The organism is Streptosporangium sp. NPDC002607, from assembly GCF_053592655.1.
In genome coordinates this window covers 499,246-514,234 of sequence record NZ_JBSFWD010000001.1, presented here as the reverse complement: position 1 = coordinate 514,234, position 14,989 = coordinate 499,246, and the positions used below count along the sequence as shown (strand labels likewise).

Below are 14,989 nucleotides of genomic sequence, written 5' to 3'. Positions count from 1 at the left end.
ATCTCACACCTCATCGCGGACGGGTCTCATGACATGTCGTCGGTGACAGCGTGCCTTTCTTTTTCAATGATCGGCTCGATATCGAGGTCGTAGTTGCAGAGGGTGATCCCGGTCCAGTCAATGTCGAGGTAGATGGACCAATTGGTCCCTCCGCCCCCGATACCGCCACCATGCCCGATCATCCGCTGGCCATTGAAGATGGGAGTAAGCACCCCGTACCCCTGAAATGCCTCCTGGCGAGCGGGGTCAACGGGGCTGCTTTTCGACCGAGGGGGCACCGGGATCCTCCCGCCCAGGTACAGCTCGGTGTAGGCGCGGTCGAGCAGCTTGCCACCTTGCAACGCGAGTGCGAAGCGGACCAGGTCCGGCGCCGTGGAGAACCCGCTTCCGCCCCCGGAGCCGATGAACGCGCGCGCCGCGTTACTCCCCGGCGCGCCGCCCAGGACGGCGCCCTTGTCCAGGTTGCGGACGGCGTCGACGCGCGTGCCGTCGGACTGGTACATGTACGGATGGGCGATGCGCTTGTCGCTCAGCCATTCCGGCCTGGTGTAGTAGGCGGAGCGGGTCATCCCGGCCGGGACGAAGATGTGGTCGTGGACGTAGTCCCAGAAGGTCTTCCCGGATACCTTCGCCACGATCTCGCCGAGAACCTCCATGCCCATGCTGCTGTAGGTGTGCCTGGTGCCGGGGGTGAACTCCAGCTTCTGCTCGCGCATCGCCTTCCGGAGGTCGGCCATCCGCTCTTCGGCGCTGTTGGAGATCTCCCCGTTCGGCGCGCCGTCCCCGGGACGGGTGGGATCGCCCATGCCTGCGGTGTGGGTGAGCAGGTGGTGCACGGTGACGGTGTCGGCGATCTCATCGGGGAAGCCGTCCAGATACGTGCCGAGCTTCTCGTGAAACTTGACCTTGCGCTCCTGGGCGAGCTGGACGATCGCCAGAGCGGTGAACGGCTTGGAGGCGGAGGCGAGATTGTAGATGGTGTCGATCTTGTTGGGGATCTTCCTTTCCCTGTCGGCCATCCCGTAGGACCGGGCCAGTACGGTACGACCGCGGTGGGCCAGCAGGATGGTGCCGGAGAACTTGTCCTCGGCCGCCAGTTGTGCGATGAACCGGTCGTACGCACCGCCGGGCCGCACATCCTTCGGTATCCGGCCAGGCCGGGACGGGCTTGCGTGAGCCTTCCCGGGCACCGCCAACACCCCACCGGCGGCGAGGGAGGCGGCGCCCAGCAAACCGAGCGTGGAACGCCGAGACGGTCGGGCCCCAGTCATACGCATGATCTCCTTCCACGACCAGACGGAACGTGTGAACCCCAGCCGAGGTCACTTGCCGGCACGGCCTGCGAATCCGTACACGTCCCGCCATGTCGTCTGTCGTTGTCGCCGGAGCAGCCCCGGCCGTACAGGAGGAGAGGTAACTCGATCAGTTGTTTCCCCGGCGTTAGCCGTTCGCCGATTCTCCGGGGCTGCCGGTGTCCGCCCCGCCCTGCCGCAGGGGAGCGTCATCGGGCGAGCGCCGTTTCCTCGGGTGCCGGGATCCGGGCCGGCGTGCGACTCACCGGCCACCCCTCGGCGCGCGCGAGTTCCGCGTATCGGACGGCGTTGCGCACCGCGGCGCCGCCCGGATCGTTGTTGAAGTACACATGGACATCGCAGCGCTCATCCCATTCCCGGCCCAGGCGGCGCAGCCAGGAACGGAGCGCGCCGTCGCCGTACGCGGGCCAGGGGTGTGCCCGGCCCTCGTGGAAGCGCAGGTAGGCCCAGTCGGTGGTCCGCCACAGGGGTGTCTGCGGGCGGCCGAGCCGGTCGGCCCAGCACAGGGCCGCACCGTGGGCTGACAGCACCTCGCGGACGGAATCGCTCCACCATGACACGTGCCGGAACTCGACGGCGACCCGCACATGGGCGGGAAAGCAGCGAAGGCACGCGGCGAGCCTGCCGGGATCGGCCGGCAACGTCGGCGGAAGCTGCAGGAGGATCGGCCCGAGCTTGGCTCCCAACCCCTCGGCCGCCGCCAGCAGTCGCTCGACGGGCTCCTCGGGATCCTTCAGCCGTCTGACATGGGTGAGGAAGCGGCTCGCCTTGATCGCCATGACGAACGTGTCCGGGGTGCGGTCCCGCCACTTCTCGAACGTCTCGCGCGCCGGCAGCCGGTAGAAGGTGTTGTTGTTCTCGGTCGTCTCGAAGCACTCGGCATACCGCTCCAGCCACAGCCGCTGGGGCAGGCCGGGCGGGTAGAGCCCCCCGCGCCAGTCGGCATACTGCCAGCCAGACGTCCCCACCAGCATCATGACAGCTCAGCCCCGTCGATTCCGGCCCTCCACCAGCAGAACCTGCCCGCCACCGCGGCCCCCACACGGGCCGCCGCCCACCTTCCCTTCCGTAGGCTTGCTCGACCCGCGCCACAAGTTCCCCCGATCCGCTCATGACACGGAGGTCTCGTCGATCTGCACGAACGTCTTCGAGGCCAGGAACGGCTTGATGTGCTCGGTGACCACCGCGACGTGCGCGGGATGGGAACCGTACGCCCTCCAGGAGTCCTGGGAGTCGAAGGTCATCGTGACCATCAGGTGCGCGTTGCCGGAGGTCAGCCCCGCGTCGGTGGAGACCTTCGCGCTCAGCAGCCCGGGGATCCGGCCGGGCAGCGCGCTCAGCGCCTCGACGATGGCGGTCCGGTGCGCGGCGGTGGCCTCGCCGGTGAGGGTCAGCATCCCGACGTGCAAGAACATGACGGCTTCCTTGGGGGTGGGTGATGAGATCAGAGGCGCTCCGGCGGAGATCCACCGCCTGCGTGGCTCCCTTCCGGAGCGCCGGTCTGCGTGGATGTGGCGAGCGCGGCGAGGAGTTCGGCCTCCGCGAGTTGCCCGGGCAGGCCGAGCAGGTCGGTGAAGCGTGACCACTCCGTACCGGTCCGGTCGGACCTGCCGGTGCTCCGGATGGCCTGGTAGGTCTGGGCCGCGGCCTGCGCGGAGGCGAGGATCGGCGCGACGGGATAGATCAGCAGACCGACCCCGCACTCCTGGAGAATCCTGGTCGGCGGCAGTGCGGAATGATCACCCGCCTCACTGAGATTGATCATCAGTGGAGTGCCCGGGACGGCGGCGCGGATGGTGCGCAGCGACTCCTCGGTGTAGGCGCCCTCGACGAAGACGAGATCCGCACCGGCGGCGGCGTAGGCGCGCACCCGCGCGAGCGCGGATTCGAGGCCCTCCACGGCCAGCGCGTCCGTACGGGCGATGACCAGGGTGGAGCGCCGGCGGGTGACGGCCATCTCGATTTTGGCGACCATCTCCTCGATCGGGACGACCTGGCGGCCGCTCATCTGCCCGCAGCGCTTCGGCGCGACCTGGTCCTCGAACTGGACCGCCGCGGCACCCGCGTGTTCGAGCCTGGTGACGGCCGCACCGACCTGGAGCACGCCGCCGTAACCGGTGTCGCCGTCCACGATCAGCGGGAGGTCGCTGATCGAGGCCATCCGGCGTACCTGCTCCGCCATCTCGGCCAGGCCGAGGTAGCCGAGATCGGGCTGGCCGAGGGCGACCGCCGACACCGCGGAACCGGAGACGTACGCGGCCGCGAAGCCGGCCTTCTGCACCGCCCTGACCGTCACACCGTCGTGGGCGCCGGGCGCGAGAACCGGTCCGTGGCACAGCAGCTCGGAGAGCCGGCGGCCTGCGGGACGGTCCCCTTCGCGTACCGCGTGCAGTTCACGCGCGAGGCGGCCGAGGGTGATGCGCAACGAGGTGAACATCGCCGACCGGCGGAGATGCCGCCGTTTGTCGAGCAGGTCCCGGTCCATGGCGGACAGCGACTCGGCGCGCGCCTCACGCTCGGCGTCGTCGTCCTCGCGCATCGAGTCGTAGTTCCGCTGCGCGGCGGCCTGTACGTGGTTGAGCGCGGCGTCCCGGCGCAGCTCGCTGTAGAGCCGGGTGACATGGTCGGCGTCGGTTCCGCCGAGCGCGGCGTCGATGCAGAGCGCCGCGGCCCACGCGTCGTGGATGCCACTGTTCATGCCCATGCCACCGAGCGGGTTGTTCACATGGGCGGCGTCACCGGCCAGCAGGATCCGCCCGACCGCGAACGTCGCGGCGGCCCGCATGTTGACCTTGTAGATCGAGGCGTGCGGAATGTCGTACGGCTCCGGCCTGGCCGCGATCCGCTGCAACCGGTCCTGCGTCGCCGCCGCGGACAGAGCGTGCTCGTCGCTCTCCGCGTCCCGCACCGGGAACAGCGCGCGCCAGTGGCCGGGGGTGCGCAGCAGCACACCCCACTCCTGTGGATCCGAGATGTACGACACGTACGCCAGGTCCGGGAAGTCCGCGCGGAAGTCGTGGGTGGTCGACAGGACCAGGAAGCGCTCGTCGTAGGTGCGTCCCTCGAAGGAGATGCCCAGCGACCTGCGAATGCTGGACTGCGCGCCGTCCGCCGCGACCAGCCAGCGGGCGAGGATCGGGTGGTCGCGGTCGGTGTCCGGCAGGAAGATCCGGGCGTGCCGGTCGCCCTGCTCGACCCGCTGGACCGGGCTGGAGAACCGCAGGGTCACGTTCGGCATCGGCAGGAGCCTGTCGCGGATGATCCGGGTGAGGTTGTTCTGCTCGCTCTGCAGGCGGTACGGGTATCTCGTCTCATCGGCCAGCAGGGACATGTCCATCTCGGAGAGGACGGCGCCGGTCCGCTCCCGGTACTGGAAGACGGGCGCCTTGAGGCCGACCTCGTGCAGCTCGTCCACCACACCGAGCTGTTCGAGCAGTTCCAGGGAGGACGGGTGGAAGGTCGACGCCCGGGACTCCTCGGCGAGGTCGGGTCCGGCTTCCAGCACGAGCACCTGATGGCCGAGCTGGGCCAGTTTCAACGCGGCGACCATGCCGACCGGCCCCATACCGGCGACCACGACGGTGTTCATGTCGTTGGCGGACGAGCCCTGGGGGACCCGCTCGTCGGCAGCAGAGGAGCCGCTTATTTCCATAATGTGGTAACATCCTCACCATATTGTGGGATAAACCCTAATAAGCGTCCTGAAGATACGTCAATATGACGACCCGCCGTCTCGCATGGTGAAAACAGGCCGCCTCAGCCCCGAGGAGAGTGCATGACAGAGGAGTCGGCGCACCGGGTCGCGGGCGCGGGTAGCGGCCGGAAGCTGCTCCAGACGTTGCTCTGCTTCACCGAGGCGCATCCGACCTGGACGGTGGCGGACCTGGCCACGGAACTCGGCCTCGCCACGACCTCCACCTATCGGTACGTCGCCCTGCTGAGGGAGGTCGGGCTGCTCGACCGCGCCTCCGGAAAGTCGTACCGGGTCACGGACCTGGCGCTGAATCTGGGACGGGCCTGTGAGGCCGCGCGGGCGCCGCTCACCGAGGCCGCCCTGCCCGTCATCACCCGGGTACGCGATGAGATCGACGAGACGGTCCTGATCGCCCGTTCCGGGGGCGAGGCGGCCTACTGTGTCGAGCGCGCGGAGTCGCGTCGCCCGGTGCGGCTGCAGTTCGACAAGGGGCAGCCGATGCCGCTCCACGCCGGCTCGATGTCACGGATCCTGCTCGCCTCGATGACCCGCGCCGAGCGCGCCTCCATCCTCGCCGGAGTACTACCCGGCCTGTCACCGGCCCGAGCCGCCCTCCTGTCGGACGAGGAACTGGACCGGACTCATCTGCGCGGCTGGACCGAGAGCTTCGAGGAGGTGGACGAGGGCATCTGGGGCACCGCGGCCGCGATCACCTCTCATGGAGCCGTGGTCGCGTCGATCGGCACCGCGGCCCCGATGTTCCGAACGGATCAGACACGTCGCGACCGCATGATCGAGCTCATCCGCGCCGCCGCGTCGGAGATCTCGCTGACGCTCTCCGCCGACTGAACCGCTCGCTCCCGCGGAGGGATTCCCACCCTTGATACGGATTCGACCCGAGGAAGGCGGGGCCACATTCGCCCATATGTCAGCCTTGGGCTCCTTTTGCGAGTTCAGCCGGGCGGTGGGAGCACGGTCCTTCAGGCCTTGGTCCGGCGCGCGATGAGCGTTTCGACACCGTCGAGCAGGAGGTCGAGGCCGAAGGTGAAGTCGTCGTCGCCGACCCATTCGGCGGCGTCTCCGAAGGCATTGGAGTGGATCGCGGCGAACAGTTCGGGATAACCCTCCGGGTCGATGACCTCGGCGAGGACCTCGCTGTACTCCGCCATTCCCGCGACTCCGGCGTCACCACCGACCTCCCGCTCGCTGCTCATCCCGTGCACGAACGTGGCCTCGCTGAGGGCGTACCCGCCGAGGGTGCTCGCGATGTTGACCCTCTCGCCCGCGTCCAACCCCGTGTCGGCGAGTGCGGCCAGCGCCCGGTCGAGCCAGCGTAGGCTCCGCGGACCCATGGGCGGGGTGAGGCGGGCGACGAGCAGCATCCACGGCCTGGCGAGGAAGAAGTCACGGTTGGCGCGGGTCCATGTCACGAGGTAGTCCCGCCACGGCAGCCCGCCGAGTTCGGGGGGTTCGGGGACCGCGGCGTCGGCCATGGCCGTCAGCAACTCCTCCTTGCTGCCGACATAGCGATACAGAGACATCGTCGCCACCCCCACGCGGGAGGCGACGCTGCTCATCCGGACGCCCGGCAACCCCTCGGTGTCGGCGATCTCGATCGCGGCGGCGATGATCCTGGCCGCGTCGAGGCTCGGTCGCGGCCCGTGGCGTGACACGGCCTCACGCCCCCACATCCGCGCCACGACGGGGGGCAGCACACGCTCCTCTGCCATGACGCCTCCGTTCCTCCTCGCCCGGTTGCCCGCTGCGAGTCGAATTCGATGATCCGTTGGTAACGTGACCCAAGTGTAGAACCACGCACTCTGTACAAAATATGCTGTACCCCATACGTAGATTAGTCACGCAAGCGGACCCCGACATCGATCAACCTCCGCGGGCGTAGGGTTCAGCGCGACGGCGCCGCCCGCGACCCGCCGGCACAAGAACGATCACCACGGGCGCTTGGGGCCCTGATGATCCGCCTCTGATCGCCCCGGAGCCGGAGCCGTTTCCCGAGTGGAAAGACGGGTGCCGTGCTAGCGTCACGCTCCGTGCTGGAGAACGTGTACGTGGGTAGTGCGGACGTGGATGCGGCCGATGACCGCGGTTGGCTGCTCGGACATTTCAAACCGACCGATGACGTCCGGCACAGCGGTGATGTCGAGATCAAGTGGGGCGTCCATCCGCGTGGCGACGAGCGTGCGCAATGGGTCACCGGCGAGAAGCGTACGGCGCTGCTCATGTTGATCAGTGGCCGTTTCCGGGTGGAACTGCCAGGACGTAGCGTGCTGTTGGCCAAGCGAGGTGACTACGTCGTGTGGGGTCATGGTGTCGATCACTCCTGGTACGCAGAGGAGGAATCGGTGGTGCTCACCGTCCGCTGGCCGTCCGTTCCGGGTTACGCGGTCCCTGACCGGGAAATCGGATAGCCGATCAGACCGGAGCGGCGTGGCCGACGGCGAACGGAGACGGCCACCCGCGCCGTGTTCACACCATTTCGAGAGGCTTTTCTCTCCAAGGTCAGAGACCGACGCCCCAAGGACGAAGTGGACTTCGCCGAGACGCTGCCGCTGCCGGCCGAAGAGCAGCGGCGCAGGCTGGACGGGGCACCGGCGATCGAGCGCGGCGAGCATCCCCGGCGGGCGTACCCACTGCCGTGACCGGTCCCCGTCCGGGCGGGCGGTGGGGAAAACCGGTGGCCGGTCCGCCCCTGCGGGTGCCAGGATGCGGCCATGATCGATCCTCGGCTGACCGGCCGGGTGGCACTGGTCACCGGCGCGAACCAGGGCATCGGCGCGGCGACCGCCATCGCGCTGGCCGCGTGCGGAGCGGCGGTGCTGCTCACCTACAAACGACTGGACCCGGCCGAGCACGTCGACGATCCGGCCTTCCCCGACGCCTACGGCAGGCTGCGGGCACAGAGCGCTGACGAGGTCGTGGCCCGGATCCGGGCCGGCGGCGGCCAGGCCGAGGCCATCGAGGCCGACCTGGCGGAGCCGGACGTCGCGAGCCTGCTGTTCGACCGGGCACAGGCGGCCTTCGGGCCGGTGGAGATCCTGATCAACAACGCCAGTGGCTGGCTGGCCGACACCTTCCTGCCCAACGCGCGCGACCGCTTCGGGCGCGCGCTGCGCCCCGTCGACGCCGACTCCCATGACCGGCAGTTCGCGGTGGACGTGCGCGCCCCTGCCCTGCTGATCGCCGAGTTCGCCCGCCGCCACGTAGGGCGCGGCGCCACCTGGGGCCGGATCATCGGTCTCACCTCCGGAAGCTCCGGCGGCTTCCCCGAGGAGGTCTCGTACGGCGCGGCCAAGGCGGCCCAGGAGAACTACACGATGTCCGCCGCCGCCGAACTCGGTCGCCACGGCGTCACCGCGAACATGGTCCACCCACCCGCCACCGACACCGGCTGGATCACCCCGGTCGTCGAGGAGGCGGTCCGCGCGAACAGCCCGCTGCGGCACGTCGGCCGACCGGAGGAGGTCGCCGAGGTCATCGTCTTCCTGGCCTCGCACCAGGCCCGTTACATCACCGGGCAGCTCATCCGCATGTCCTGAGCGCGCCCTCACCGGTCAGCCCTCTCGCGGTCGGGTCCGGTACCCGGTTCGGGTTTCAGAGAGCGTGCTGGGCATGCCCTTCCCCGGCGCGGGGACCAACGAAAAATGATCACCTTGGATCGGATCTTCTCGCAGGATCAAGCGCTGTTCATGACCGTGTCCCGGTCCGGTCTTCGGCTCGGAGCGCACCGGCGATCAGGACGAGCACCGCGATGGCCCCGTAAAGCGGGAGCACGAGCCAGATTCCCGGCGACCCCGGAGAGGGACAGTAGGGGGAAAAGAAGGCGATGGTCGAGAGTGCGTAGTAAGCGGCCGCTTTGATGGACCTGGCATAGTGGGCCTGTGCGGGCAGAGGTGAAGAACTGGCCTAAGTCGGTCTCAATGTGCTGGAACCACTGGATCGCGGTCCCGACCGGTGACCAGGCAGGCGTAATGGAAGTCTTGGGCTTGTCCTCGCCCAGGCCGATCACGTTCAGCGAGGCCCAAGAAGTGATCGACGCCGATGCACACGGCGACTCGGATGATCGCCATCACCTGTCGCAGGTCTTTGTCGCCCCCGAAGTAAACGGCTGGACCCTGGTCATCGGGGCCTGGTGCGATCCTTGCGGCAGCGAGCGTCATGAGGATGTGCTCACCTTGTGCAAGGTGCTCAGTGCCCGCTACGGAAAGGCTCAGGCTTACTATTACGGCGAGCAAGGAGACGGCTCGGCATAGCTGGTGGCCGAGCGCGGCAGCGTCGTACGCCGGTACGCGGCAACCGGCGAGCTGGATGACGAACTGCTCACCCTCGGCGATCCGCTGCCCCAGGAACAGGCACGACGCTTGGAACTAGGGCTTCCGGCCGACGGAGACCTGTAAACCGCAAGCAGTGAACAGATCGAGGAGTGGACATGGGCCGCCTTCCACCTGGCTCCTGAGATCGCCGCCGCGTACGGCGTCAGCCCGTTCACCTTGACGCGCGAGACAAAAGTCCGGGGAACCAGGGTGCTCGCGCTGACGCCGGATGCAGCCAGCCACGGGATCTAAGGCACGAGAGGTTAGGGAACACTGTCCAGTCACCCCACGGTGGTACCGGTGTTCCGGAACCCCATCTCCGCTCTCGTGCTGGATCTTCTTCCGCCCTTGACGAGTGCAGAGACAACTTTGGCTGCCTGAGAGAGGTTAAATCTCAAGCTCAGGACATCCCGATTCAGCCGATGTACGGTGAGGCCGCCCCGCCGAGAAAGTGCCCGATCCGGAGTCGCTGGGTGTCGTGCATCGACAGCGTGTCGATCTCCTCCCGGTCGACCCAGCGGACGTCGGTCGACTCGTCGCTGATCGCGAGCGCTCCTCCGATGACACGGGCCGTCAGGCAGACGTTGAACTGACGGCGTACCTCTCCGTCGGTGTAGGCGATAATGTGCCGAGCGTCGGTGTAGAGGCCGACCATGCCGGTCACCTCGACGTCGTAGCCGGTCTCCTCCTTCACCTCCCGTACGGCGGCCTGGGGCACCGACTCGGTGAGGTCCATCCCGCCTCCGGGTAGCGCCCACAGCCCGTTGTCGGTGCGCCTTTGCATGAGGATGCGTCCCCGGTCGTCGACGACCACAGCGGACACCCCCACGACCAGGCTGTTCGGCTCGGGGGCATCGGAGTCGTCGTAGTACTCGGTGCGGGCCACTTACCGCTCCTCGCTGGGCAGTCGGGACTGTTTCCACACGGCTTCGAAGCTGGTGGCGTAGGTGTCGAACAGCCCTTCCTCACGCATGTGGCGCAGGTGGTAGACCGGTGCGCCGTAGGCGTTCATGCCGAAGACGTGCGCGTTGACGATCATGTGGTCATCGCCCACGAACAGGGAGTTGTAGAGCGTGGTGTCGTGCACGCGCAGCTCGACGTTCGACGACTCCGCCAGGGGCCGGTAGTGCATGAGCGCCACCCGGCACCGTGACTCGATGCCGTGCCCGAACAACTCCTCAGCTCCCCGGCCCCGGATGACGGGCGAGTCGGCGTCACCGAGCAGGATGCGCACGCGACAGCCCTCCCGCGCCTTCGACGCAAGAAGATCCTTGAGGTTCGGCCATGACTCATGCAGGAAGTTCGCGGCGTAGACCAGGATGCCGATGCGCTGCTCCGCGCGCTCGAACAGGGTCCGCCACATGTCCAGGGGCGCGGAGGCGCGAGTGGGGTAGGCGGCGACCAATTCACCGCTCCCTCGATGACGTCGCCGCCCCTGCTCGATCGCGGGCCACAGGTGGGCGAGGTCTTCCCGGAGCACGATCGCGGCTCGGTGGGCGATGCCGGGGTGTGGTGTGCGGCCGGTGTTGACCCATCGTTCGGCGGTCTTGGGATCGACTCCTACCGCCTCGGCCAGTTGCCGGACACTGATGCCCGCGTTGAGCAACGCGGACCGTAGGCGCTCGTTGGGTGCCATGGGACGTTTATACGCCTCCCAAGACGTCCCGTCACCGTCCGCAAACGAAGTTTCCCGTCCCGGCGCTGGTCAGCATGCTTAGGGACGTATCAAGCCTCAAAAAACGTCCCATCATCACAGGGCGGGCATGAGGTGCGACCACCCGTTCGACCGCCTCGTCACGACCATCCGAGACCTCCCGGAGAAGCGATGACCCGCAACGCAGTGATCACAAAAGCCGCCCGTTCCTCTCACGCGGCCGAACAGCTCCGCGCCGCTCTCGATGATCTCGGGATAGCCGCCGACGTTCACCAGGGGCACGGCGCGGCCTTGCTGAGCGTGTGGGTGGACCTGCTCGTCTGGTCTGACGGCTTTCGCTTCATGTGGTGGAACGGGGAGTACTCCGCGCGGACGGGCCGCAGGAAGTACGCGGCGTACCCGGTGGACAACCCGGTGGCGGCCGCTCGCCGGATCGCCGCCCGCTACGCCGATCTCCGCACGACGCACCCCGCGCCTCCACTGAGAGCGCCAAAGGCAGGGGCGGCGCCGCTGTGATGGTGCTTGAGACGTGTGTGAGCCCGCACCTGGGCATGGCGCAACGTGATCACGTTCGGCTCGACTGGCACAAGCCGCACCACACATTGGAGCGGGTGCGGCCGGTGGCGTGGACCTGCGTGTGCCGTGCCACGGTCTATGAACTGTGCGAGGGCGGCGGACGGGCGTTCATCCGGCGCACCACGCAACTCGACGGCGGCCACCAGGTGGACGAGAGTCACCGCTGGTCGATCGCTGAGGCTCGGGCGACCTGGGCGGCGCTGCTGTCCGGGAAGGCCCGGTAGAGACGGGCGTGGCGGCGTGTGCTTCGGAGGGACGGCGTCGCCACGCCTGCCAGGAGTCCACCATGCACGGCTCCTGGCCCATTCCTCCCCCGCCCCCGATAGCTGCCAGATCGTGTGTCCCGGCCGAGGGGTCAACTCCGTCTTCGCGTGTCCGTCCGCCCCGACGTGCACAGCAACCCTCACCCAACAGGTACAGACGGAGTTGACGCCGACCGAGGGACACGAACACTCCGGTAGCGGGGGCGGGGGAGTCACGGCCCGCAACCCGGAAGTCCATCGACGGGAGCGGAGACGGCCGGCGCAATGCCGAAGGCACCCCGAAGGGGCCGCGAAGCGGTTGGGCCGGCGGTCGCAGCGGCAGGCGGAAGTCACAGCACGATGAGGGTCGCCGGAGTTGCTACCAGCAGGAACCGGCCGTAAGAACTGCCTGCCTGGTTGTGGTTGAGCAGGGACGGTTTGAGCTTCAGGACCGTAGTCGTACTGCTGCTTCGATCCGGCCCCCGATCCCGATGATCGCAAACACGATGGCCACGGTAGCGAAACTCTCGTTTCCGTTCAGCACCGAGAGCAGAGCAACGAATCCAGCCAGAAAAATCGGGACACTACTGACTCCACGAATCACGTACGCGTTATTGCGAGGTTCACGAGATGGACCGATGGCTCCAAGTGCTTGGATCGCCGACTCGGAGCCACCGGATTCATGGATCTTCCCGAAAGATTCAGAGGAGGGCTCATTCATAAAGATCAGAATGTCATGACGATGACCTTGAACGGGAGCAGAGACGAACAGATAAAGCCAAGCGTGAATCTTCGTGTAGCGGAGGCGGTCGTAGCTGCTGCCAGCCGGGACCGGCCGCCAAGGCCGCACGCCCGGCTGGCGGGCAAGTGTAGAGCCGCCCGCGGCGGCGCGGAGCGCTGCCGCTTTAAACCAGTAAAGAAACTCTGAGCCAATCCCCGACTACGTGGCACTTCTCGGACAGGAAGCGAGGCATCATGACCACCCGACGCAGCCGGGGAGACGGCGGACTGCACTGGGACGAGACCCGCGAACGCTGGATCGCCTCGGTGACCGTCGGCTACACCCCCGCCGGAAAGCGCATCGTCAAGAAGGCCAGTGGCAAGACCAAGACCGAAGCCAAGGCCAAGCTCAAAGAGATCATCCGCGACTACGACGACGGCCTGACCACGGCCGCGCACAACTACACCGTGGGCGACGCGGTACGCGACTGGCTGGAGTTCGGTCTCAACGGGCGGGAAGCCTCCACGATCACGAACCGTCGCATCCTGGCGGAGCAGCACGTGATTCCCGCGCTGGGCGCTCGCAAGCTCCGCGAGCTGTCCGCCGACGATGTGGACCGGTGGCTGGCGGCCAAGTCGAAGATCCTGAGCACGGAGACCCTGCGTAAGATCCACTCAGTTCTCAAGCGGTCCATCGCCCGTGCTCAGGCACGCGACAAGGTCAAGCGCAACGTGGTGATGCTGTGCGAGATCCCCAAGGGGCAGGAGGGACGTCCCTCGAAGTCGCTGACGCTCGACCAGGCTGCGTCGGTGCTCAAGGCGGCCGAGGGGGCGATCCTGTACGCCTATGTCGTGGTGTCGCTCCTCATCGGCGCCAGGACCGAGGAACTGCGAGCGCTCACCTGGGCGCATGTGGACCTGGACGGCCAGCCGGACGCCGATCCTCCGCTCCCACCATCGATCATGGTTTGGCGTTCGGTGCGGGTCGGGGGAGACACCAAGACCGAGAAGTCCCGGCGGACGCTCGCTCTCCCCAGGCTGTGCGTGGACGCGCTGCGCGGGCACCGTGAGCGGCAGGCGCTCGCACGGGAGAAGGCGGGGGACCTGTGGCAGGAGAACGGCCTCGTCTTCGCGAGCAAACACGGGACCGAACTGGACGCGGCCAACGTCCGCCGGGCCTTCCGGGTGATCCTCAAGAAGACCGATCTCAACGAGGACGAGTGGACTCCTCGGGAGATGCGGCACAGCTTCGTCTCGCTGCTCTCCGACTCCGGCATGGCCTTGGAGAACATCTCCCGCCTGGTCGGCCACAAGGGGACCGTGGTGACCGAGAAGGTCTACCGCAAGCAACTCCGCCCCGTGCTGCTCGATGGGGCCGAGGCGATGGACATGATCTTCCCCATTGAGGTCAAGGGAGCGTAGTCACTCACTTGGTCACCCGGAAGATCAAATAAGGCCACTTCCCTGCCGGGAAATGGCCTCTGAGCTGGGTGGGGCTACCAGGACTTGAACCTGGGACCTCTTCCTTATCAGGGAAGCGCTCTAACCGTCTGAGCTATAGCCCCTCAGCGCGCACGAACGGCCCCGCACCCGCTTCGCGGAGGCGAACCCGTCCGTTCGAACTGGGAAAAGCTTACCCTGTTCCGGCACCTGCTTGCGCCATGTCCCCGACCGCGGAAGGACGGGGACATGACTCAAGATCGGTTACTCGGCCTCGCTGAAAGTGACCTCCACGCCTCCGACCAGGTCGGAGGCGACGTTGTAGATCACCGCACCGAGGGTGGAGAGTGCGGTGATCAGCACGACGTTCACCGCGCCGATCAGGGCGGTGTAGCCCAGGATGCGGACCGGCTCGAACCAGGAGGCGACGTCGACGCCACTGGTGGCCTTGCCGTCGGCGGTCGTCAGCTGGTTGACCGTCTGGATGATGTTGTCGAACACCCCCAGCCCCGACAGCACCATGTAGAGCACCGCGACCGCGATGAACAGCACCACGAAGCAGACCAGTGACACCACGAAGCTGAACTTCATGGCCGACCACGGCTCGACCCTGCGCAGCACCAGGTGCGCCTTACGGGGCGATCTGGGAGCGGGGATGTCCGAGGACTTCCTGCCAGGCGCGTCCAGCGGCGGTTGGGGCGACGACAGGCTTCCGGGCGACCAGGGCTGCTGCCCCGCCGGTGGACGGTTCTGCTGCCCCGCCGCCGGCGGAGGCGATGAGGGTGACTGTAACGGCGGCGCGGATGGAGGTGGAGATCCTGGACGGATCCGCACCGTGGTCTCGGCCTGCTTGCCATCCTCTGTGGTCGTCACTTTTTTCCTGCCCTTGGGGTCGTCGGCTACCGATTCATCGGTTTCCGGCGCGGGCGCGCTACCGTTAACCGGTGACGAGGCCGCCTCGACGTCTTTCGTTTCAGCGGTCTTGTCTATTTTCTCCGTCACCTGGTCGCGTGTCGACGAGG

15 protein-coding genes and 1 tRNA gene are annotated in these 14,989 nt (G+C 67.4%); 7 read left to right on the top strand and 9 right to left on the bottom strand.

Annotated elements, in window-relative coordinates:
• Positions 1–26 precede the first annotated feature (26 nt).
• The 4 genes from ACWD3H_RS02365 to ACWD3H_RS02350 all read right to left on the bottom strand — a co-directional run bounded on the left by ACWD3H_RS02365 (position 27) and on the right by ACWD3H_RS02350 (position 4,965).
• On the bottom strand, positions 27–1,271 hold the full coding sequence (locus tag ACWD3H_RS02365; protein ID WP_451953744.1) for a serine hydrolase domain-containing protein: 1,245 nt from the start codon (positions 1,269–1,271) through the stop codon (positions 27–29).
• A gap of 230 nt (positions 1,272–1,501) precedes the next feature.
• Positions 1,502–2,287, bottom strand: a complete 786-nt coding sequence (locus ACWD3H_RS02360; RefSeq protein WP_451953767.1) for a DUF72 domain-containing protein — start codon at positions 2,285–2,287, stop codon at positions 1,502–1,504.
• Between the two features lie 135 nt (positions 2,288–2,422).
• Positions 2,423–2,728, bottom strand: coding sequence for a Dabb family protein (locus tag ACWD3H_RS02355; protein ID WP_355555152.1), 306 nt, complete (start codon positions 2,726–2,728; stop codon positions 2,423–2,425).
• Between the two features lie 29 nt (positions 2,729–2,757).
• Positions 2,758–4,965: an FAD-dependent monooxygenase gene (locus tag ACWD3H_RS02350; RefSeq protein WP_451953743.1), complete on the bottom strand. Its 2,208-nt coding sequence runs from the start codon at positions 4,963–4,965 to the stop codon at positions 2,758–2,760.
• A gap of 123 nt (positions 4,966–5,088) precedes the next feature.
• On the opposite strand from ACWD3H_RS02350, the gene ACWD3H_RS02345 reads away from it, so the two are divergent.
• Positions 5,089–5,856 (top strand): IclR family transcriptional regulator, encoded by a 768-nt coding sequence (locus tag ACWD3H_RS02345; protein WP_451953742.1) that lies wholly within the window; start codon positions 5,089–5,091, stop codon positions 5,854–5,856.
• A 131-nt stretch (positions 5,857–5,987) separates the two neighbouring features.
• Here ACWD3H_RS02345 and ACWD3H_RS02340 read toward each other — a convergent pair whose 3' ends face one another.
• A complete protein-coding gene (locus tag ACWD3H_RS02340; RefSeq protein WP_451953741.1) occupies positions 5,988–6,737 on the bottom strand; it encodes a TetR/AcrR family transcriptional regulator C-terminal domain-containing protein in 750 nt (249 codons plus the stop codon).
• A gap of 318 nt (positions 6,738–7,055) precedes the next feature.
• Between ACWD3H_RS02340 and ACWD3H_RS02335 the strand changes: the two genes are divergently transcribed.
• From ACWD3H_RS02335 to ACWD3H_RS02325, 3 genes are all read left to right on the top strand, one after another.
• Complete coding sequence (locus tag ACWD3H_RS02335; RefSeq protein WP_350964975.1) at positions 7,056–7,433, top strand: cupin domain-containing protein; 378 nt, start codon at positions 7,056–7,058, stop codon at positions 7,431–7,433.
• A gap of 303 nt (positions 7,434–7,736) precedes the next feature.
• Positions 7,737–8,561: an SDR family NAD(P)-dependent oxidoreductase gene (locus ACWD3H_RS02330; protein ID WP_451953740.1), complete on the top strand. Its 825-nt coding sequence runs from the start codon at positions 7,737–7,739 to the stop codon at positions 8,559–8,561.
• Between the two features lie 342 nt (positions 8,562–8,903).
• On the top strand, positions 8,904–9,275 hold the full coding sequence (locus ACWD3H_RS02325) for a hypothetical protein (protein ID WP_451953739.1): 372 nt from the start codon (positions 8,904–8,906) through the stop codon (positions 9,273–9,275).
• Positions 9,276–9,750: 475 nt separating this feature from the next.
• Here the strand turns inward: ACWD3H_RS02325 and ACWD3H_RS02320 are convergent, their stop codons facing one another.
• Positions 9,751–10,221, bottom strand: coding sequence for an NUDIX hydrolase (locus ACWD3H_RS02320; protein ID WP_451953738.1), 471 nt, complete (start codon positions 10,219–10,221; stop codon positions 9,751–9,753).
• Positions 10,222–10,971 carry a DUF5919 domain-containing protein gene (locus ACWD3H_RS02315; RefSeq protein ID WP_451953737.1) on the bottom strand — a complete coding sequence of 250 codons (750 nt, stop codon included), beginning with the start codon at positions 10,969–10,971 and terminating at the stop codon, positions 10,222–10,224.
• Between the two features lie 189 nt (positions 10,972–11,160).
• Between ACWD3H_RS02315 and ACWD3H_RS02310 the strand changes: the two genes are divergently transcribed.
• The 3 genes from ACWD3H_RS02310 to ACWD3H_RS02300 all read left to right on the top strand — a co-directional run bounded on the left by ACWD3H_RS02310 (position 11,161) and on the right by ACWD3H_RS02300 (position 13,949).
• Positions 11,161–11,505 carry a hypothetical protein gene (locus tag ACWD3H_RS02310; protein WP_451953736.1) on the top strand — a complete coding sequence of 115 codons (345 nt, stop codon included), beginning with the start codon at positions 11,161–11,163 and terminating at the stop codon, positions 11,503–11,505.
• A gap of 17 nt (positions 11,506–11,522) precedes the next feature.
• Positions 11,523–11,789 (top strand): hypothetical protein, encoded by a 267-nt coding sequence (locus tag ACWD3H_RS02305; protein ID WP_451953735.1) that lies wholly within the window; start codon positions 11,523–11,525, stop codon positions 11,787–11,789.
• 993 nt (positions 11,790–12,782) lie between these two features.
• The gene (locus ACWD3H_RS02300) at positions 12,783–13,949 is read left to right on the top strand and encodes a site-specific integrase (RefSeq protein WP_451953734.1); all 1,167 of its coding nucleotides are present in this window, start codon (positions 12,783–12,785) and stop codon (positions 13,947–13,949) included.
• Positions 13,950–14,018: 69 nt separating this feature from the next.
• Here the strand turns inward: ACWD3H_RS02300 and ACWD3H_RS02295 are convergent.
• Positions 14,019–14,092: transfer RNA gene (locus ACWD3H_RS02295), tRNA-Ile, on the bottom strand.
• Between the two features lie 139 nt (positions 14,093–14,231).
• On the bottom strand, positions 14,232–14,588 hold the full coding sequence (locus tag ACWD3H_RS02290; RefSeq protein WP_399531219.1) for a DUF3566 domain-containing protein: 357 nt from the start codon (positions 14,586–14,588) through the stop codon (positions 14,232–14,234).
• Positions 14,589–14,989: the final 401 nt, after the last annotated feature.